The sequence below is a fragment of the Microbacterium sp. LCT-H2 genome (assembly GCF_001866135.1).
Lineage (GTDB): Bacteria > Actinomycetota > Actinomycetes > Actinomycetales > Microbacteriaceae > Microbacterium.
On sequence record NZ_MODW01000001.1, the window covers coordinates 883,249 to 901,580 of the forward strand.

Annotated in this window: 18 protein-coding genes; 6 read left to right on the top strand and 12 right to left on the bottom strand. The window is 70.7% G+C overall.

Going from position 1 to position 18,332, the window contains the following annotated elements:
• The first annotated feature begins 1 nt into the window (after position 1).
• Positions 2–928 (top strand): carbohydrate ABC transporter permease, encoded by a 927-nt coding sequence (locus BK819_RS04115; RefSeq protein WP_025104200.1) that lies wholly within the window; start codon positions 2–4, stop codon positions 926–928.
• Between the two features lie 146 nt (positions 929–1,074).
• On the opposite strand, the gene BK819_RS04120 is transcribed toward BK819_RS04115, so the two are convergent.
• Complete coding sequence (locus tag BK819_RS04120) at positions 1,075–2,238, bottom strand: ROK family protein (protein WP_071327973.1); 1,164 nt, start codon at positions 2,236–2,238, stop codon at positions 1,075–1,077.
• Positions 2,239–2,361: 123 nt separating this feature from the next.
• Between BK819_RS04120 and BK819_RS04125 the strand changes: the two genes are divergently transcribed.
• From BK819_RS04125 to BK819_RS04140, 4 genes are all read left to right on the top strand, one after another.
• Positions 2,362–3,459, top strand: coding sequence for an ROK family transcriptional regulator (locus tag BK819_RS04125; protein ID WP_071327974.1), 1,098 nt, complete (start codon positions 2,362–2,364; stop codon positions 3,457–3,459).
• Positions 3,460–3,561: 102 nt separating this feature from the next.
• Positions 3,562–4,155, top strand: a complete 594-nt coding sequence (locus BK819_RS04130) for a short chain dehydrogenase (protein ID WP_071327975.1) — start codon at positions 3,562–3,564, stop codon at positions 4,153–4,155.
• Positions 4,155–4,697 carry a GNAT family N-acetyltransferase gene (locus BK819_RS04135; RefSeq protein WP_071327976.1) on the top strand — a complete coding sequence of 181 codons (543 nt, stop codon included), beginning with the start codon at positions 4,155–4,157 and terminating at the stop codon, positions 4,695–4,697. The genes BK819_RS04130 and BK819_RS04135 overlap by 1 nt, the downstream gene beginning before the upstream one ends.
• Before the next feature lie 67 nt (positions 4,698–4,764).
• On the top strand, positions 4,765–6,471 hold the full coding sequence (locus BK819_RS04140) for a long-chain-fatty-acid--CoA ligase (RefSeq protein WP_071327977.1): 1,707 nt from the start codon (positions 4,765–4,767) through the stop codon (positions 6,469–6,471).
• A gap of 9 nt (positions 6,472–6,480) precedes the next feature.
• Here the strand turns inward: BK819_RS04140 and BK819_RS04145 are convergent, their stop codons facing one another.
• Positions 6,481–6,780 carry a chorismate mutase gene (locus BK819_RS04145; RefSeq protein ID WP_071327978.1) on the bottom strand — a complete coding sequence of 100 codons (300 nt, stop codon included), beginning with the start codon at positions 6,778–6,780 and terminating at the stop codon, positions 6,481–6,483.
• Between the two features lie 62 nt (positions 6,781–6,842).
• Here BK819_RS04145 and BK819_RS04150 point away from each other — a divergent pair, with 62 nt between their 5' ends.
• Positions 6,843–8,069, top strand: coding sequence for an AI-2E family transporter (locus BK819_RS04150; RefSeq protein ID WP_071327979.1), 1,227 nt, complete (start codon positions 6,843–6,845; stop codon positions 8,067–8,069).
• 167 nt (positions 8,070–8,236) lie between these two features.
• Here the strand turns inward: BK819_RS04150 and BK819_RS04155 are convergent, their stop codons facing one another.
• The 10 genes from BK819_RS04155 to BK819_RS04200 form a co-directional block, all read right to left on the bottom strand.
• Positions 8,237–9,154, bottom strand: coding sequence for an ABC transporter substrate-binding protein (locus BK819_RS04155; RefSeq protein WP_071327980.1), 918 nt, complete (start codon positions 9,152–9,154; stop codon positions 8,237–8,239).
• A gap of 35 nt (positions 9,155–9,189) precedes the next feature.
• Complete coding sequence (locus BK819_RS04160; protein WP_071328089.1) at positions 9,190–9,909, bottom strand: ABC transporter permease; 720 nt, start codon at positions 9,907–9,909, stop codon at positions 9,190–9,192.
• Complete coding sequence (locus BK819_RS04165) at positions 9,906–10,598, bottom strand: ABC transporter permease (protein WP_071327981.1); 693 nt, start codon at positions 10,596–10,598, stop codon at positions 9,906–9,908. The genes BK819_RS04160 and BK819_RS04165 overlap by 4 nt, the downstream gene beginning before the upstream one ends.
• Complete coding sequence (locus BK819_RS04170) at positions 10,595–11,455, bottom strand: ABC transporter ATP-binding protein (protein ID WP_071327982.1); 861 nt, start codon at positions 11,453–11,455, stop codon at positions 10,595–10,597. Before BK819_RS04170 ends, BK819_RS04165 begins: the two co-directional genes overlap by 4 nt.
• A 52-nt stretch (positions 11,456–11,507) precedes the next feature.
• Positions 11,508–11,810: a DUF427 domain-containing protein gene (locus tag BK819_RS04175; protein WP_071327983.1), complete on the bottom strand. Its 303-nt coding sequence runs from the start codon at positions 11,808–11,810 to the stop codon at positions 11,508–11,510.
• A 135-nt stretch (positions 11,811–11,945) separates the two neighbouring features.
• Positions 11,946–13,382 (bottom strand): NAD(P)/FAD-dependent oxidoreductase, encoded by a 1,437-nt coding sequence (locus tag BK819_RS04180; protein WP_071327984.1) that lies wholly within the window; start codon positions 13,380–13,382, stop codon positions 11,946–11,948.
• 274 nt (positions 13,383–13,656) lie between these two features.
• Complete coding sequence (locus tag BK819_RS04185; protein WP_071327985.1) at positions 13,657–14,235, bottom strand: biotin transporter BioY; 579 nt, start codon at positions 14,233–14,235, stop codon at positions 13,657–13,659.
• 75 nt (positions 14,236–14,310) lie between these two features.
• Entirely contained in the window at positions 14,311–15,699 is a 1,389-nt protein-coding gene (locus BK819_RS04190) for an MFS transporter (protein WP_071327986.1), read from the bottom strand.
• Positions 15,700–15,767: 68 nt separating this feature from the next.
• Entirely contained in the window at positions 15,768–16,871 is a 1,104-nt protein-coding gene (locus tag BK819_RS04195; protein WP_071327987.1) for a beta-propeller fold lactonase family protein, read from the bottom strand.
• A gap of 5 nt (positions 16,872–16,876) precedes the next feature.
• Positions 16,877–18,163, bottom strand: a complete 1,287-nt coding sequence (locus BK819_RS04200; RefSeq protein ID WP_071327988.1) for an adenylosuccinate synthase — start codon at positions 18,161–18,163, stop codon at positions 16,877–16,879.
• Between the last annotated feature and the right edge of the window lie 169 nt (positions 18,164–18,332).

Genomic DNA, 18,332 nt, shown 5'->3' on the forward strand with positions numbered 1-18,332 from the left:
CATGACCGTGACCGAGACCGCCCTCGTGACCACCGCCGACTCCCGCGGACGACGAACCCCGCCGATCCCCGGCCGCCGGCGCCGCTACACCGCGGATCAGGTGACGCTGCCTCGGGTGATCCTGCGCACCGCCGCCGGGTTCCTCGTGCTCGCGATCTTCGTGCTGCCGTACCTCATCATGTTCTTCGGATCGGTGAAGACGAAGGCGCAGATCCGCTCGGTCGATCCGACCTACCTCCCGGTGGAGTGGCACTGGGAGAACTACCTCACGATGTGGTCGACACCCGAGACGCCGCTGCCGTACAACCTCGTCTCGACCATCGTCATCTCCGTGTTCGCGACGCTCCTGGTGCTGCTCGTGTCGCTCCCCGCGGCGTACTACACGGCCCGGTTCCGCTTCCCCGGCCGCATGGTGTTCCTGTTCCTCGTGATCGTGACGCAGATGCTGCAGCCGGCTGTGCTCACGTCGGGCCTGTTCCGGCAGTTCACCGTCCTCGGCCTCGGCGACACCTGGACCGCCATGATCTTCATCAACGCGGCCTTCAACCTCTCGTTCGCCGTGTGGATCATGCACTCGTTCTTCGCCGGCATCCCCAAGGAGGTCGACGAGGCGGCGCAGATCGACGGCGCCGGACGCCTGACGGTCCTGTTCCGGATCAACCTCCCGCTCGTCTGGCCGGGCATCGTCACCGCGATCGTTTTCACGTTCGTGGCCTGCTGGAACGAGTTCGCCGCCTCGCTGGTGATCCTGTCGACGGACAAGAACCAGCCGCTGTCGGTCGCGCTCACGAAGTTCGTCGGTCAGTACGAGACGAGCTGGCAGTACGTGTTCGGCGTCTCGATCGTCGCGATCCTCCCGGTCATCATCCTCTTCATGCTCATCGAGAAGCGTCTCGTCGGCGGCCTCACCGCCGGCAGCGTGAAGTAGCCCGTCCGGGTTCCCGTCCCCGGGTTCCCCTCCGGCACCCCTGCACGACCGCGGCGCGCGTGCAGGGGGTCCGGGCGGATCCGGGCGTGCACCCCCACCCGGATCGTGCAGCCGGAACATCCGAGGGGAGAGGTCAGGGGGCGGGATCAGGAGCGGTGGCCGCCGGCGCGGAGCTGCTCCGGGCTCCATCGCACGCCGAGGACCGCGGTGAGCGCGGCCTGCGCGGGACCGGCGGAGGGGGCCACGCGCGGGTCGGCATATCGGATCGGCACGTCGGCGGTGCCGCGCGCGGGGTAGCCGCTCTCAGCGCGGACCCGTTCCAGGAACCGAGGGCCGAGCTCAGTCGCGGGGCCGCCGATGACGATCTCGATCGGATCGAGCAGCGCCCCGATGAGCTTGATGGCCCGGGCCAGTGCCCGCGCGCCGTCGTCGATCAGGGTCTGATCCGCCCGGGCGACGAGGGCACGGACCGCCGAGGCGTCCAGGGCATCCGAGAACTCCTCTCCGAGCATCGGTCCCATCGCAGCCGCCGACTCCAGGCAGCCGCGACGCCCGCAGCGGCACGGGCGGGCGGCGTCGCCAAACACCACCTGCACATGACCGATCTCCCCGGCACGGTCTCGGGGGCCTGGCGCGAGCTCCCCGTCGAGGGTGACCGCGGCGCCGATGCCTCCGCCGCTGTGGATGAACAGCCGGTAGCCCGAGGGGGCGGAGTCGAGTCCGGCCTCCGCGATGGCCTCGGCATCGACGTCGTTGACGAGGAGGACCGGGACGCCCGCGATGCTCTCGAAGCGCTCCGCCAGCGGCACCTCGTGCCACTCCAGCTGCACGCTCTCCAGGACCGTGCGCCCGTCGGTCGTCCCCGGGACCTGCACACCGACCGCGAGCAGCCGCGACCCGTATGCGGCGACGACATCCGCGACCGTCTCGTCGAGGACCCGGTCCCGGGTCTGCATCGTGTAGGAGATGCTGCGTCGTTCGACCTCGGAGCCGTCGAGGGCGACGAGCGCGAGGTACGCACTGGTCGGCTGGACGACGAGCACGAGGATCAGATGGTGCTCCGCGTCGATGCTGAGTGTGGTCGCGCGCTTGCCCCCCGTGCTCACCGCCTGCTCACCTTCGGCGATGAGCCGGTGCTCGATGAGTTCCGCGACGAGGGACGACGCGGTCGCCGCCGTGAGGCCCGTCGTCCGCGCGATGCCGGCGCGGGTCTGGGAACCAGAGGCCTGGAAGACCAGCTGCAGCGCCCGTCGCAGATTCGCTCGCCGAACCGCCGCCTGGGTGTCCAGCGCGTCGTCGTGGGTGAACATCTGCGAGTTCCTTCTCGGGGCCGAGGTGGCGTCGATTGACAGCGCGCGTACCGCTCCGTACGCTCGGTCCGTTAGTTTATTCATTGAACTTAGTCAGCCCGAGCGTCGATCGGGAGGAGCATCGTGCGCTACCCCCAGATCCTAGAGCGCCCCGCCGATCGGGCACGAGCCGCGCAGACACCGGGCAACGGTCACGCCCGCGGCATCCGGGAGCGCAATCGCGCCCTCGTCCTCCGCACGCTCATGGAGCAGGCGGCCCTGAGTCGCGCGGATCTGTCCCGCCTCACCGGCCTCGCCCGCCCCACCGTCTCCGAGGTCGTGCGCGACCTGCTCGCCGACGGCGTGATCCGGGAGAGCGGCCCGAGCCAGGAGTCCCGGCCGGGAAAGCCCGCCGTGATGCTCGAGTTCGACCAGCGCGCGGTCCAGGTCATTGCGCTCGACCTCTCCGCGCCCGACGACATCGTCGGCGCGCTGGCCTCACCCGACGGCCGCATCACGCACCGCCTCCACCGGCCGCGCACCCCGGACGTCGCCGGGACAATCGCCGGTCTCGTCGCCGAGCTGCGGGCCCTCGCCGACGGTCCCGCGCTCGGCATCGGCATCGGCGTGCCCACCGGCTCCTCCGCGCTGCTCGGTCTCGGACCGCGACTCGCGGAGATCCTCGACGCCCCCGTGCACCTCTTCGACGACGCCGATCTCGTGGCCGACGCCGAGCAGCGGTTCGGTTCCGTCGGCACCGACTTCCTCCTCGTCCGCATCGGCACCCGCATCGGCACCGCGATCCGCGTCGTCGGCGACGACGGCGCCCCCGTGGAACGCTCCATCGGCGCCCGCGAGCTCGCGCACGTCGGTGCGGGCGGCGACCCCGGTGAGCTCTGCCTGTGCGGGCGCGACGGCTGCGTCCATGCGTGGGCCGCGGCTCCCGCGATCGCCCGGCGCCTGGAGACCCCGGGCGCGGACCGAGGGGCGGTGCTCGCCGCCGCCGGCGCCCGACTCGGCACGTCGCTCTCGGTCATCGCCGCCGCCGTCGACCTTCCCACGATCGTCCTGAGCGGTCCCGACGAGATCGTCTCCCCGGAGTTCGTGGACGCGACGGCCGCCGCGGTCCGTGCCGCCTCGCACCCCTCCCTCGGACCGACCGTGGTGCCGAGCGCGCTCGACGACGCCGTCCTCCTGGGCGCGGCGACCCGCGTGGTGGCCGCCGAGTTCAGCCCGCGCTGACGGACGCGCCCGTCATCCGTCCCCTCCCGCCCGGAAGGGATGGGAGACTCGATCCCGCGAGGCGGCCGTCCGTCGTCTCGATCCGTCCTGGGAGGAATCCGCATGAAGGCACTCGTGATCGGCGCAACCGGCAGCATCGGCGGAGTCGCCGCCGCCACCCTCGACGTCCGCGGACACGAGGTCGTGCGCGCCTCCCGCTCCGGCGAGCAGAGCGTGGACGTGACCGATCCGGCCTCCATCCGCAGCCTCTTCGAGCGGGTCGGCCCCGTCGACGCCGTCGTGGTCGCGGTGGGCTCGGTGCCCTTCAAGCCGCTCGCCGACCTCGACCGCGACGACTATCTGGCCGCCTTCACCGGGAAGACCCTCGCGCAGCTCGACGTCGTACGGGTCGCCCTCGACCACGTGACCGACGGCGGCTCCGTCACCCTCACCAGCGGCGTGCTCGCGCGGGAGCCGATCGCGACGGGAGCGGCGGCGGCGATGGCCAACGGCGCCCTGGAGTCGTTCGTGATCACGGCGGCGGCCGAGGCCCCGCGGGGGATCCGCATCAACGCGGTCTCCCCCGACGTGCTGGCGAACTCCCCCGGGTACTTCTCGACCTTCCCCGGCCACCGGCCCGTCACCGACGACGAGGTCGGCCAGGCGTACGTGCGCGCGGTCGAGGGGATCGTCACGGGGCGGGTGCTCACCGTCTGATGGCGCTCTCCCTCACTCCCGTCCCCGCCCTGGCGACCGAGCGGCTGGACCTCGTGCCGCTCGGACCCGAGCATCTCGACGGCACCTGGGCGGCCCTGCAGGAGCCCGAGGTGCTGCGGTTGACCGGCACCCACGCGCGCTTCACCCGGGAGGGCGTCGAGACCTGGCTCCGGTCGCTCGCCGACCGGGACGACCGGGCGGATTGGGCGATCCTCCGTCGCGAAGACGTCGCGCACATCGGCGAGGTGGTCCTCAGCGATCTGGACGAGGAGAACCTCTCCGCAGGGTTCCGCATCGCCCTCGCGGGGCCGCAGTGGTTCGGCGCGGGATACGGGACGGAGGCGACGCGCGCGGTCATCCGTCACGCCTTCGACACCGTGGGACTGCACCGGGTGGAGCTCGAGGTGTACGCGTTCAACCCGCGGGCGCAGCGCGCCTACGAGAAGGCGGGCTTCGTCGTCGAGGGCCGGCGTCGGGAGGCGCTGCGCTGGGACGGCGAGTGGGTCGACGCCATCGTCATGGGCATCCTCGCAGACGAGTGACTGCACGCCGGACGGGCGGGAGCGCAAGGGGGAGGCGGAGCACAGGTCCGTGACGGAGGATGAGGGCATGACCGACGCGCCGCTGTCTTCCCGTCCCTGGCTCCGCTCCTATGCCGAGGGCGTGCCGGCCGATATCGACGAGCCGACGCAGACCCTGCCGCAGATGCTGGCCGGCGGCATCCGGCGGTATGCGCGCCGCCCCGCCCTCGAGTTCTTCGGCGCCGTCACGACCTACCGGGAGCTCGGCGAGCAGATCGACCGCGCCGCGGAAGGACTCCGCCATCTCGGGGTCACGAAGGGCGACCGGGTGGCACTGGTGCTGCCGAACTGCCCGCAGCACGTCGTGGCGTTTTACGCGGTCCTGCGTCTCGGGGCGATCGTCGTCGAGCACAACCCGCTCTACACCGCGCGGGAGCTGCGCCACCAGTTCGAGGACCACGGGGCCCGCGTCGCGATCGTGTGGGACAAGGTCGCCGACACCGTCGCGGGGTTCCCCGACGACCTCCGGGTCGGCCACATCGTGAGCGTCGACCTCACGGCGGCGATGCCCCTGTCGAAGCGCCTCCTGCTGCGACTCCCGGTCCCGAAGGCCCGGGCATCGCGGGCGAAGCTGACCGGCACGCCACGCGCGCGGCACCTGACGCCGTGGAAGAAGCTCGTGTCGCACCGCCGGCTCCCCCGCCGCACCCCTGGGCCGTCGCTGGGCGACACCGCCGTCCTGCAGTACACGAGCGGGACGACCGGGATCCCCAAGGGGGCGATCCTCACCCATGCGAACCTGCGGGCCAACGCGATGCAGGGGCGGGCCTGGGTGCCCGGGCTCCGCGACGGCGAAGAGACCTTCTACGCCGTGCTCCCGCTCTTCCACGCCTACGGACTCACCCTGTGCCTCACGTTCGCCCTGAGCATCGGGGCGAAGGTGGTGCTGTTCCCGACGTTCGACCTCGGACTCGTGACCGATGCCGCCCGCACGAGCCCGCCGACCTTCCTCCCCGCCGTCCCGCCGATCTACGATCAGCTGGCCCGCGCGGCCGGACGCGGCACGGTGGACCTCTCCACGGTGCGGTTCGCGATCTCCGGAGCCATGAGCCTTCCCGTCGAGACGGTGCGGCGCTGGGAGGAGGCGACCGGGGGACTGCTCGTGGAGGGGTACGGGATGACCGAGGCCTCCCCCGTTGCCCTCGGCAACCCGATGGGCCCGACCCGGCGGCCCGGCACCGTCGGCGTCCCGTTCCCGAGCACCGAGATCCGCATCGTCGACCCCGACGACCCCGATGTCGAGGTGCCCACGGGCGAGCCCGGCGAGCTGCTGCTGCGCGGTCCGCAGGTGTTCCAGGGCTACTGGGGTCGTCCCGGAGAGACAGCCGAGGCCTTGTTGCCGGACGGCTGGCTCCGCACTGGAGACATCGCCGAGGTCTCCGCCGACGGGTTCGTCACCATCGTCGACCGCCGGAAGGAGCTCATCATCACCGGCGGCTTCAACGTCTCACCCAGCGAAGTCGAGAACGCGCTCGAAGCGCACCCGGATGTCGTGGCGGCCGCCGTCGTCGGGCTTCCCCGGTCGAGCGGCGGCGAAGAGGTCGCAGCCGCCGTGGTCCTCCGGAAGGGTGCCGCCGACGACATGGAGGGCCTCCGCGACTTCTGCCGCACGCGGCTGACCGCCTACAAGGTGCCGCGCCGGATCACCGCCGTCGACGACCTCCCCCGGTCGCTCATCGGCAAGGTGCTGCGGCGAGAGGTGCGGGATCGACTGCTCGCCGCACGCGGGGCCTGACGCGCGGGCTCAGCGCCCCTCCGCGGCCTCGGTGTGGTGGCGGATGACCTCGGCCACGACGAAGTTGAACCACTTCTCCGCGAACTCCGGGTCGAGGTGGGCGTCCTCCGCGAGCGCGCGGAGCCGGGCGACCTGCTGCTCCTCGCGGTTCGGGTCGGACGCCGGCATCTCATGCTCGGCCTTGAGGTGGCCCACCTGCTGCGTGGCGCGGAACCGCTCCGCGAGCAGGAAGATCAGGGCCGCGTCGATGTTGTCGATGCTCGCACGCAGCCGGAGCAGTTCGGCCTTCGGATCCTCAGCGGCAGTCATGCCCCTACTCTAGAGCCGCAGATCACCCGGCTTCCGACGAGGGGCACCGCTATCGTGTGCTCATGAGCAACGACCAGTCGCCGGCCTCCGCTCCGCACGACGGCCAGCGCGGCCCCGCCCCGGACTCCGTCCCCGCCCCCGTCGACGCCGCGCTCGTCGGTGCCGCGGTGGAGGCGCCCGACGCCGTCGCGAAGCCGTCCGTCCCCGTGGTGATCGAGCCGACCACGCCGAGCCGCTCGTTCTGGACGCGGATCGATCGGCCGTTCGTCTTCGGGTTCCTCGTGACCCTCGGCGGTCTCGGGGCGATCGTGATCGGCAGCGCGCTCTACAGCCTCTCCACCGTCCTCATCTACATCGCACTCGCCCTGTTCGCCGCGCTCGGCCTCGACCCGGCCGTCCGCTTCCTCGAACGCCGCGGCATCTCCCGCGCGCTCTCCGTCGTGGTGACGATCCTCGCTCTCATCGTCGTCGTCGCCCTCGTCCTGTGGATGATCGTGCCCATCGTCGTGGATCAGATCGCCGGGTTCGTGAAGTCGGTCCCCGGCATGATCGAGGACTTCACGAAGTCCGACCTCTACGCCACCCTCAACAACCAGTTCGGCGACCAGTTCCAGGACCTCGTCTCGGAGGTGCAGAAGTTCCTCTCCGACTTCGGAAACCTCGCGACGATCGGCGGCGGCGCGCTCCAGGTGGGCGCGTCCATCGCGAGTGGGATCTCGGGCGCGATCGTGGTGCTCGTGCTGACGCTGTACTTCCTCGCGACCCTGCCGGCCATGCGCCAGGGTCTGCTGCGTCTGGTCCCGGCCCGCGACCGCGACCGCGCCGGCGACATCTCCCAGCAGATCACCGACTCGGTGGGCGGCTACGTGATGGGGATGGTCGTCCTGGCCTTCTGCAACGCGACCCTCGCCCTCATCCTCTACACCGTGCTGGGCCTGCCGTTCCCGCCACTCATGGCCGCGATCGCCTTCTGCGTCACGCTCATCCCGCTCGTCGGCTCGGTGCTGTTCTGGATGATCGGCACCATCCTCGCGCTGTTCACGAACCCGATCGCCGCGCTGGTCTTCGCCGCGATCTACCTCGTCTACATGCAGATCGAGGCATACGTGCTCACCCCCCGGGTCATGAACAAGGCGGTGGCCGTGCCGGGCTCGCTCGTCGTCATCGGCGCCCTCGCCGGCGGCACGCTCCTCGGCCTGCTCGGCGCCCTCGTGGCCGTTCCCGTCACCGCCTCGATCCTCATCATCGTCAAGCAGGTGGTCGTGCCGAAGCAGGACTCCCGCACCTGACCCCGGGCCTCACCCCCGGGCACAACTTCGGAGACCCGGGGCGACACACCGTCAGCCGGGGGTCCTCCACGGCGTGTCTGGCGAGATCTCCGAAGCTGTGCACACCGGCAGGCGGGGACGACGAAGCGCCCGACCCCTGAGGGCCGGGCGCTTCGCGGGGAGACGACTCAGATGAGGTCGCTGTCCGTGAGCCACTGCTTCGCGATGTCCTCTGCCGACTTCTGGTCGACCGTGCTCTGCACGTTGAGGGCGACGAGCTCTTCGGCGGTCAGCTTGGCGCTGATGCCGTTGATCACGTCGGCGATCTCGTCGGCCACGTCACTGGACGCGATGGGGACGACGTTCGAGGCGAGGATGATGTTCTCCGGGTCTTCCAGCGCCACGATGTCCTCGGTCTGGAATGCCGGGTCGGCGGAGTAGATGTCCGCCACCTGGATCTCGCCGGCGAGCAGCGACTCCAGCGTCGTGGGACCGGTGGCCGAGAACGCCAGGTCGACGCCGTAGACCTCCTTGGCCGCAGCAGGGCCGTACGGACGCTGCTCGAACTCGGGCGCCGCGCCGATCGTGACCGGGGTGGTGACGTTTGCGAGGTCGGCGATCGAGGTGAGGTCGTTCTCCTCGGCGAAGCTCTTGAGCACCGTGTAGGTGTCCTGGTCGGATGCCTCCGCGTAGTCGAGCGCGGTGAGGCCGTCCGGGAGCGCGTCCTTCAGGGCGGCGTAGACGTCGTCCGGGCTGGTGGCCGTCGCATCCTTGTCCAGGTACTCGAGCAGGTTGCCCGTGTACTCCGGGAACAGGTCGATCGCCCCGGACTCGACGTCCGGCATGTAGGCGTCGCGCTGGCCGATGCTGAACTTCTCCTCGACGTCGAACCCGGCGGCGGTGAGTGCCTGGGAGTAGATCTCGGCGATGATCTCGTTGGAGTAGTACGCCTGGGAGCCGATGACGATGGTCTCGCTGCCGCCCGAGCCGGACTCCTCGGTCGGGGTGTCGAGGGGATTGCTGCTGGAGCATCCGGCCAGCACGAGCGCGGCGGTGAGAGCGACGCCGCCGGCAAGGGCGAAACGAGATGTGCGTGCGGTGAACATGGGACTTCCTCTTCTCTGGGGGACGATGCTGTGGGTCAGGCGGTCGCGACCGCGCGAGCGGTCGACCGAGTTCGGCGTCTTTGCGGACGCGTGCGCACGCCGCGGGGCACTGCGGCGTGCTGAGCGAGAGCGAGCAGGAGGTCGACGAGGAGCGCCAGCACCGCGACGAGGATCGCGCCGCCGAGCACCTGATCGAAGCGGCGGAGGGGGAGACCTTGGATGATCGGCCATCCCAGGCCGCCCAGGTTCACGTAGGCCGCGATGGTGACGGTGGCGATGACCTGCAGCAGCGCCGAGCGGAGCCCGCCGATGAGCAGCGAGAGACCGAGCGGCACCTCGACCTTCCAGAACACCTGCCACTCTGTCATTCCCATGGCTCGGGCGGCATCGAGGACTCGGCGGTCGATCGCCTCCAGCCCGGTGTAGGCGCCTGCGAGGAGCGAGGGGATCGCCAGGAGGACGAACGTGATGACGGCGGCGACCGGTGTGCGGAGCACCCCGAGCAGCAGCACCAGGAGGATGAGGAGACCGAACGACGGGATGGCGCGTGCGGCACCGGAAATCGCTACGGCGACCTCGCGTCCGCGGCCTGTGTGCCCGATCAGCCACCCGAGCGGGACGGCGATGACCGCCGCGATCGCGACCGAGATCACCGTGTAGAAGATGTGCTGACCGAACAGCACCGGCAGCGCGTACGGGCCTGTCCAGCGGTCGGGTGAGAAAAGCCAGATGAAGGCATCGGTGAAAAGATTCATGCGGCCGATCCCATCGCCGCCGTCCGGCTCACGGCGGCCTTGGTCGCCGTCTTCGTCGCCGTGCGCGTCCACGGCATCAGCGCGCGCCCGGCCAGCACGAGAAGAAGATCGACGATCAGAGCGATCACGACGACGGCGACGACGCCCGCGAACACCTCCTCGATGATGCGGCGCTGGAGGCCGTCGGTGAAGAGATAGCCGAGGTTTCGCACGCCGATCAGCACACCGACCGTCGCCAGCGAGATCGTGCTGACCGCGGTGACACGGAGCCCGGCGAGGATGACCGGTCCGGCGAGCGGGAACTCCACTGCCCAGAACCGTCGGAAGGCGGCGAAGCCCGTCGCGGTCGCCGCCTGTCGCACGTCGTCGTCGACCGAGTCCAGGCCGTCGGCGACGGCCCGGACGAGGATCGCGATCGCATAGATCGTGAGGGCGACGATGAGGTTCGGTTCGTTGATCGCGGAGTAGCCGAGCACCGCGGGAAGGAGGATCAGCAGCGCGAGCGACGGGATCGTGTAGAGCAGACCGGTCAGCGCGATGATCGGTCCCCGCACCAGCCGATAGCGCCATGCCACCCAGCCGAGAGGAAGAGAGAGGACGAACCCGAGCACGATCGGGATGACGCTCTGGCGCAGGTGAGCTGCGGTCAGATCGAGGATCAGCCCGAGGTTGTCGCCGACCCAGTTCACGGGGCCGCCTTCAGCGCGTCGGCTCCGTCGACCACGCCCTCCGGCGCATCGACGATCGCTCCCTGCGTGCGGCCCTCCGAGTCGACGACCACGGTCCCGCGCGCGGTCTGCTTGAGGTGCAGCGCCCGGCGGCCGCGGTCGGCTCCGATGAACGAGGAGACGAAGTCGTCGGCCGGGTTCTCGATGATCTCGCTCGGACTGCCCACCTGCACGATCCGGGCGCCCTTGTCGAGGATGACGACCTGGTCGCCGAGGAGGAAGGCCTCGTCGATGTCGTGCGTGACGAACACGACCGTCTTGTCGAGCTCGTGCTGTAGTCGCAGGGTCTCCTGCTGGAGGTCGGCGCGGACGATGGGGTCGACCGCACCGAACGGCTCGTCCATGAGGAGGATGTTCGGGTCGGCGGCGAGCCCGCGGGCCACCCCGACGCGCTGCTGCTGGCCGCCGGACAACTGGCTCGGGTACCGCTCGGCCAGCGCCTGGTCGAGGCCGACCGTCGTGAGCAGCTCACGGGCCCGCTCATGCGCCTCCTTGCGCTTCACCCCGTTCAGCCGCAGCACGGTGGCCACGTTGTCGATCACGGTGAAGTGCGGCATGAGCCCGGAGTTCTGCATGACGTAGCCGATGCGCCGGCGCAGCGCGACCGGGTCGCCAGACAGCACGCTCTCCCCGTCGATCTCGACCTCCCCCGACGTCGGCTCCACCATGCGGTTGATCATCCGCAGCAGGGTGGTCTTGCCGCAGCCGGACGAGCCGACGAACACGGTGGTCTTGCGGGAGGGCAGCACGAGGCTGAAGTCGTCGACGGCGAGCGTCCCGTCGGGGAAGCGTTTCGTGACGTTGCGGAACTCGATCATGAGGGTGTCTCTCCGACGGTCGTGCGGACGTGCGGTCGTTCGTCGTGGCGGACTAGGCCGAGACCTCGACGCCCGGGGCGAAGGCGACGTAGCCGGAGAAGTCCTTGCCGACCCGGTCGAACGCCGACGGGTACGGGTGCGGGTACGACCACGCGAGATCCTTGTGCAGCTCTCCGTCGACCTGGACGGAGTAGTACTGGCACTCGCCCTTCCACGGACACGTGTACGGGGTGGGACTCTCGACGAGCGCGTCCGGCGCGACGGCTGCCGGCGGGAAGTACCAATTCCCCTCGATGCGGATGAGGTCGTCCTGGTCGGCCTCGGCGATGACGCTTCCTGCGAGTACAGCCTTCATGGTCCTGCCTCCTCGGATGTGGGTACGAGCGTATAAGACGGGTGCGACATCCGGCACCGGGTTGCGCGCGGGGTCGTCAATCTGGGACACAATGCGCGTTCTGTTCGTCACGCGTCCGGAATCGGATTGCCCGGATCAGGCGGAGTCGCGGCCGTAGCCCTCCAGGAGCCGCAGCCAGATCTCGCTGATCGTGGGGTAGGAGGGGACGGCGTGCCAGAGTCGGGCGATCGGGACCTCGCCGACGATCGCGATGGTCGCGGCCTGCACGAGCTCGGCGACCTCGGGACCGACGAACGTCGCACCGATCACGACGTCCCGGTCGGTGTCGACGACCAGGCGCGCCTGCCCGGCGAAGCCGTCCTCATAGAGGCTCGCGCCCGCCACCCAGCTGAGGTCGTAGTCGACGACGCGGACGGCGGTCCCGGCATCCTTCGCCGCCGCCTCGGTGAGTCCGACGGACCCGACCTCCGGGATCGAGAAGGTGACCTGGGGCACCGCGGCGTGGTCGGCCGTGGCGACGTGACGGCCCCAGGGCGCGTCGTCCACCGCGTCGCCCTGCGCCCGCGCGACGATGACGTCGCCCGCGGCACGCGCCTGGTACTTGCCCTGGTGGGTCAGCAGCACGCGGCCGTTGACGTCGCCGACGGCGTAGAGCCAGTCGTGCCCGGGGACGCGGAGGGTGTCGTCCGTCGCGATCCAGCGACCCGGCTCGAGTCCGACCGCGTCGAGCCCGATGTCGGCGCTGCGAGGAGAGCGTCCGGTCGCGACGAGCACCTCCGCCGCGGTCACCGTCTCCCCGTTGTCGAGGGTGATGGTCACCCGGTCCCCGTCGCGGTGCACCGCCGTCGTGCCGGTGTCGGTGCGGACGTCGACGCCGAGCTCACGTAGGCCGTCGGCCACGCGCTCTCCGGCGAAGGGCTCCATTCCGCCCAGCAGCCCGCTGCGGGCGAGCAGTGTCACCGACGAGCCGAGCGCCGCGTACGCGGTGGCCATCTCGACCGCGACCACGCCGCCGCCGATGACCGCAAGACTGTCGGGCAGCTCCTCGGCGCTGGTCGCCTCGCGGCTTGTCCAGGGCGACGCCTCCCGCAGGCCCTCGATCGGCGGGATGATCGCATCCGAACCGGTGCTGATGGCGACCGCGTGACGCGCGCGCAGCACCCGGGTGCCGCCGTCCTGGTCGGTCACCGTGACCTCGCGCTCCCCGGTCAGCCGGCCGTGACCCCGGGCGAGGTCGATGTGAGCGGATTCCAGCCACTTCACCTGTCCGTCGTCGGACCAGTTGCTCGTGAAGGAGTCGCGACGCTCGAACACCGCGCGCACGTCGAGCGAGCCGGTCACGGCCTGCGCGGCGCCGGAGACGTGCTGCGCGGCACGGAGCGCCTGGGCCGACCGGAGCAGCGCCTTCGACGGCATGCACGCCCAGTACGAACACTCCCCGCCGACGAGCTCGCTCTCCACGATGATCGCGGTGAGACCGCCCTGCACGGCACGGTCCGCCACGTTCTCCCCGACCGGACCACCGCCCAGCACGATGAGGTCGTATTCGTCGGTCTTCTCGGCAGCAGTCATGCTCGCCCCTCTCGTGGCCGCGGCGGTCCGTGGCCCAGTCTCGCTCATGAGGAACGTCGAGTCACGGGTGAGTTGTTCCCGTCCGCCGATATGCCCGTCCTTCCCGACGTCGGGTTTCGGTTTCGGATCCGGGTCCGGATCCGTCGTTCCGGATGCACGACCTGGGGACGGCCGCACGAGAGGGACGAGACGATCCGCCGGCAGACGTGCCGCGGTCGTGCATCTGGAACATGGACGACCGGAGTCGACGGGACGGGCAGGGGCGGTCCGAGGGTCAGGCGACGACGGACGGGACGGGACGACGGTCGGCGAAGGCCCGGGGGTAGGCGCGACGGAGGGCCACGACGATGAGGGTCGCCGCGGTCACCTTGATGAGGTCGCCCGGGAGGAAGGCCAGGGTCGAGAGCGCCGTGAGGTCGAGCGGCACGCCGGTGACGAGAGCCTGGACGGGGATGCCGAAGGCGTAGACGACGAGCACACCGCCGACGAAGGCCGCGAGCGCGGCACGCCACCAGGTCGGGCGACCGGTGCGCATCAGGAGTCCGATGACGACGACGCCCACGATCCAGCCGAGCAGGTACCCGGCCGTGGGGCCGACGAAGACCCCGAGACCTCCGCGTCCGCCCGCGAGGACGGGAAGGCCGACCGCCGCGAGCACGAGGACGAGGGCGACGGACCACGGCGCGACCCGGGGGCCGAGGACGAGACCAGCCAGCATGACGGCGAGCGTCTGTCCGGTGATGGGCACCCCACCGGGCAGCGGGACGACGACCGTGCCGAGCACGATGATGAGCGCGGCGAAGACAGCGACGCGGCCGAGGGTCGCGGAGGTGTCGCGGGAGGTGGATGCCATCGGGTGTTCCTTCCTGAACGGTGTTCACCTGAACACCGTTCACCAGGGTAGGGGTGCCCGCACAGCCCGCGCAAATCACTCCCCAGCGGGCTCCACACTCCTCGTCCGCGGGGCGAGGACGGCCGCCGCCGCACCGATCACCGCGGCGAGCGCGAACACTCCCGCGAACGCATCCACTCCGGCAACGGCCCCGAGCGCGACGAAGAGCGAGCCTGTGACGGCGAGGGCGAGCGCGCTTCCGAAGGAGTCGGCCACGGTCATCGCACCGCTGTTGAACCCCTGCTCCGCCGGGGAGGACATCGCGAGGACGAGCGCGCTGGATCGCGGGCTCATCAACCCCATGCCCGCACCCGCGACGACCCAGGCGAGGGCGGCGAGCAGCGGGGTGGCCTGCGTGACCGTGATCACCAGGATCAGGGCGATCCCGATGACCACGAGGACCGTCCCCACCCGCACCGCGGTCACGCTCGACAGGCGCTCGCCCATCCGCCCCTGGACGGTCGCCGCCGCCGACCAGGCGAGCGCACCCCCGGTCAGCGCGAGCCCGGCGAGGGTCGGCGACAGCAGGTACCGATCGGTGAGCAGGTACGGCAGGTAGATCTGCGCCCCGAAGAACGCCGCCGCCCCCAGACCGCGCACCAGGATCACCGACGGCAGGCCCCGGCGGGCGACGAGCGCGCCCCGGGGAACGAGTGGGCGTACCGCCGAGATCGCGACCACCACCGCGGCCGCCGACAGGAACGGACCGGCGACCGGGACCTCTCCGACGAGGTCGAGGGCGAGCACGGCGGAGGCGGCGAGCACCGACCACCCCAGCCGCCCGAGAGCCCACGGCGTGGCGGCGTCTCCGCTGCGCGCGAGGCCGCGCAGGGCCGGGACGACCATCAGCAGCGCGAGCACGACGAGCACCACGACCCCGAGGAACACCCAGTGCCAGCTCCACACCTCCGTGACCGCACCCGCGATCGTCGGACCGATCAGCGAGGGGACGACCCACGCGGCGGCGAACCCCGCGAAGATCGCCGGATGCAGGGACGTCGGGTACACCCGGGCGACCACGACGTAGAGAGCCACCATGAGTCCGCCGTTGCCGAGCCCCTGCGCGAAACGGCCCGCGACGAGAACCTCCATGGTCGGCGCGAGCCCCGCGACGAGCAGCCCCACGGTGAACAGGGCGACGGAGGCGTACAGCGGCACCACGGGACCCCGCCGATCGGACCAGTTGCCGGCGACCACCATGCCGATCACGCTCGTCGCGAGCGGTCCGGCGAAGGCGAGCGCGTACAACCGCTCGCCGTCGAGGTCGGCGCTGACCGCCGGCATCACCGTGGTGACCGCCAGCGATTCGAAGGCGCCGAGGAACACGAGGGCGCACGCGCCGATCGTGATCCAGACGAACTCGCCGCCGAGGATGCGGGACGGGGCGGGCGTGGACGGCGCGGTGCGCCCGGTCTCGGTCGTCATGAGGACGACGCTAGAACCTCAAGAATGGTTGAGGTCAAGTCCCGGATGGACGCGGGTCCGGCAGGGAGTCAGCGCAGCGGGAGGATGCTTGTCGGCGCGGGAGCCTGCGCCTCGTGCCGGACTCCGAGCGGCGCTCCCGTCCGCTCATCGAGGTCGAGCAGCGTGACGGTGTCGGAGCGCTGACCGGCGACGAGGAGCTTGCCCTGGTAGACGAGGTGATGTCGCGGCCAGTCGACTCCGGAGTCGGCGAGCGCGACCGGTTCCAGGGCCTCGCCGCTGCCGCGCACCCGCAGCGCCGCGATGGTGTTGCTGCCACGGAGGGCGGTGTAGAGGAACTGACCGTCCTTGGAGCGGGTGAGCTCGGCGGGGAAGTCCACGCCGACCTGCGCGATGGGGCTGGCCGGAGCCGAGGAGACGACGCCCCAGGTGCCGTCGGCGGCGGCGGCGAGCGTGAAAACCTCGCAGGAGTACTCGGTCACGACATGCAGGTGCCCACTCGGATGCACGACCATGTGGCGCGGACCGGTGCCGCGCGGAAGCACGACCTCCTGGTCGAGGACGAGCCCGGTGCCCTGCAGGCGCCAGAACCGGACGAGATCGAAGCCGAGGTCGGTCGTCGCCACACGGCCGTCCGGCAGGAAGGCGGCGGCGTGCGCGTGAGATGCGCGGCCCGCGTCGCCGTACGGGTCGACCGCGGCGATGCCGTCCCCGGCGGGCGTGGCCGGGGCCGCCTCCGGATCACCGTCGCCGAACAGGGCGGCACGCAGGGCCGCGGCCGCATCCTCCTTCGCCGGCACGAGACGACCATCGGCGGCGAGTGCGAACCGGACGACCCGTCCGTCGCCGTAGCAACTGGCGACGAGCGTCCGGCCGTTCGGCGACACCGCGAGATGACAGACGCCGTCCCCCGTCGCCACCGGATCGCCGAGCGGCGTCAGCGCCAGCTCCCGGGTGCGCGCGAACGCCTGCACGGCGGCATCGCCCTCCAACGCCGCGTACACGACATCGAGGGACGGATGCGCCGCGAGCCACGACGGCGACGGCGTCTGCGTCACGGGTCCGCGGTAGGCGAGCGTCGCGGCCTCACGGCCCTCGTCGCCTGCCAGCACGCCGATCCCCTCGGCGGAGCCCTCCATCGCCGGGCCGTAGCCCCCGAGCCAGAACCGCGTCATGCCGGTCAGTCGAGCAGGTCGTGGCGCACGATCACCTGATCGCGCTCCGGACCGACGCCGATCACCGAGATGCGGGTGTTGCTCATCTCCTCCAGCGCGAGCACGTAGTCCTGCGCCGTCTGCGGAAGGTCCTCGAAGGTGCGCGCGGTCGAGATGTCCTCGCTCCAGCCCGGGAAGTACTCCAGGATCGGCTTCGCGTGGTGGAAGTCGGTCTGGTTCACCGGCACCTCGTCGAACCGCTCCCCGTCCACGTCGTAGGCGACGCACACCGGGATCTGCTCCAGGCCCGTGAGGATGTCGAGCTTGGTGAGCACGAGGTCGGTGATGCCGTTGATGCGCGTGGCGTACCGGGTGATGGGAGCGTCGTACCAGCCCACGCGGCGGGGACGCCCGGTCGTGGTGCCGAACTCGAAGCCCTGCTTGCGCAGCCAGTCGCCCTGCTCGTCGAACAGCTCGGTCGGGAACGGACCGGAGCCGACGCGGGTCGTGTAGGCCTTGACGATGCCGACGATGCGGTCGAGGGCGCCGGGGCCGACCCCGGAGCCGGTCGAGGCGCCGCCGGCCGTGGCCGAGGACGAGGTGACGAACGGGTAGGTACCGTGGTCGATGTCGAGCATCGTGGCCTGGCCGCCCTCGAACACGACGACCTCGCCGCGGCTCAGGGCCTGGTCGATGAGGTAGCCGGTGTCGGCGACCATCGGACGCAGACGCTCGGCGTAGGAGAGCAGGTCGTCGACGATCTCGTCGCAGGTGACGGCGCGGCGGTTGAAGACCTTCACCAGGAGGTGGTTCTTCTGGTCGAGGGCGCCCTCGACCTTCTGGCGCAGGATGTTCTCGTCGAAGAGGTCCTGCACGCGGATGCCGACCCGGTTGATCTTGTCCGCGTAGGCCGGACCGATGCCGCGGCCCGTGGTGCCGATGTTGCGCTTGCCGAGGAAGCGCTCGGTGACCTTGTCGAGCGTGCGGTGGTACTGGGTGATGATGTGCGCGTTCGCGCTGACCTTGAGCCGCGAGACGTCGATGCCGCGGGCGGACAGGGCCTCCAGCTCGGAGAAGAGCACCTCGAGGTCGATGACCACGCCGTTGCCGATGACCGGGTTCACGCCGGGCGACAGGATGCCGGAGGGCAGCAGGTGCAGGGCGTACTTCTCGTCGCCCACGACGACGGTGTGCCCGGCGTTGTTGCCGCCGTTGAACTTCACCACCCAGTCGGTGCGCTCACCGAGCAGATCGGTGGCCTTGCCCTTTCCTTCGTCGCCCCACTGCACGCCGACGATAACGATTCCTGGCATGGGTAACCCCTTGGCTTTCGCCGGGTTTGCACCGGCCGATGAGCTGGCCCTCTTCGGGCGCTCCCATCCTATCGGCAGGCCTCCGACAGCCTCCGGGAAGCTCGATACGGGACGGAATATGCTCCTGATCCGGCTGTCGGAAGCACGGTTTTAATCCCGCATCGTGCCG

What these genes read in the sequence shown, in the direction of transcription:
- BK819_RS04115 (WP_025104200.1), top strand. Translation starts at nt 2, where the DNA reads ATGACCGTGACCGAGACCGCCCTCGTGACCACCGCCGACTCCCGCGGA.
- BK819_RS04120 (WP_071327973.1), bottom strand. Translation starts at nt 2,238, where the DNA reads ATGTTCACCCACGACGACGCGCTGGACACCCAGGCGGCGGTTCGGCGA.
- BK819_RS04130 (WP_071327975.1), top strand. Translation starts at nt 3,562, where the DNA reads ATGAAGGCACTCGTGATCGGCGCAACCGGCAGCATCGGCGGAGTCGCC.
- BK819_RS04135 (WP_071327976.1), top strand. Translation starts at nt 4,155, where the DNA reads ATGGCGCTCTCCCTCACTCCCGTCCCCGCCCTGGCGACCGAGCGGCTG.
- BK819_RS04140 (WP_071327977.1), top strand. Translation starts at nt 4,765, where the DNA reads ATGACCGACGCGCCGCTGTCTTCCCGTCCCTGGCTCCGCTCCTATGCC.
- BK819_RS04145 (WP_071327978.1), bottom strand. Translation starts at nt 6,780, where the DNA reads ATGACTGCCGCTGAGGATCCGAAGGCCGAACTGCTCCGGCTGCGTGCG.
- BK819_RS04150 (WP_071327979.1), top strand. Translation starts at nt 6,843, where the DNA reads ATGAGCAACGACCAGTCGCCGGCCTCCGCTCCGCACGACGGCCAGCGC.
- BK819_RS04155 (WP_071327980.1), bottom strand. Translation starts at nt 9,154, where the DNA reads ATGTTCACCGCACGCACATCTCGTTTCGCCCTTGCCGGCGGCGTCGCT.
- BK819_RS04160 (WP_071328089.1), bottom strand. Translation starts at nt 9,909, where the DNA reads ATGAATCTTTTCACCGATGCCTTCATCTGGCTTTTCTCACCCGACCGC.
- BK819_RS04170 (WP_071327982.1), bottom strand. Translation starts at nt 11,455, where the DNA reads ATGATCGAGTTCCGCAACGTCACGAAACGCTTCCCCGACGGGACGCTC.
- BK819_RS04175 (WP_071327983.1), bottom strand. Translation starts at nt 11,810, where the DNA reads ATGAAGGCTGTACTCGCAGGAAGCGTCATCGCCGAGGCCGACCAGGAC.
- BK819_RS04180 (WP_071327984.1), bottom strand. Translation starts at nt 13,382, where the DNA reads ATGACTGCTGCCGAGAAGACCGACGAATACGACCTCATCGTGCTGGGC.
- BK819_RS04185 (WP_071327985.1), bottom strand. Translation starts at nt 14,235, where the DNA reads ATGGCATCCACCTCCCGCGACACCTCCGCGACCCTCGGCCGCGTCGCT.
- BK819_RS04190 (WP_071327986.1), bottom strand. Translation starts at nt 15,699, where the DNA reads ATGACGACCGAGACCGGGCGCACCGCGCCGTCCACGCCCGCCCCGTCC.
- BK819_RS04195 (WP_071327987.1), bottom strand. Translation starts at nt 16,871, where the DNA reads ATGACGCGGTTCTGGCTCGGGGGCTACGGCCCGGCGATGGAGGGCTCC.
- BK819_RS04200 (WP_071327988.1), bottom strand. Translation starts at nt 18,163, where the DNA reads ATGCCAGGAATCGTTATCGTCGGCGTGCAGTGGGGCGACGAAGGAAAG.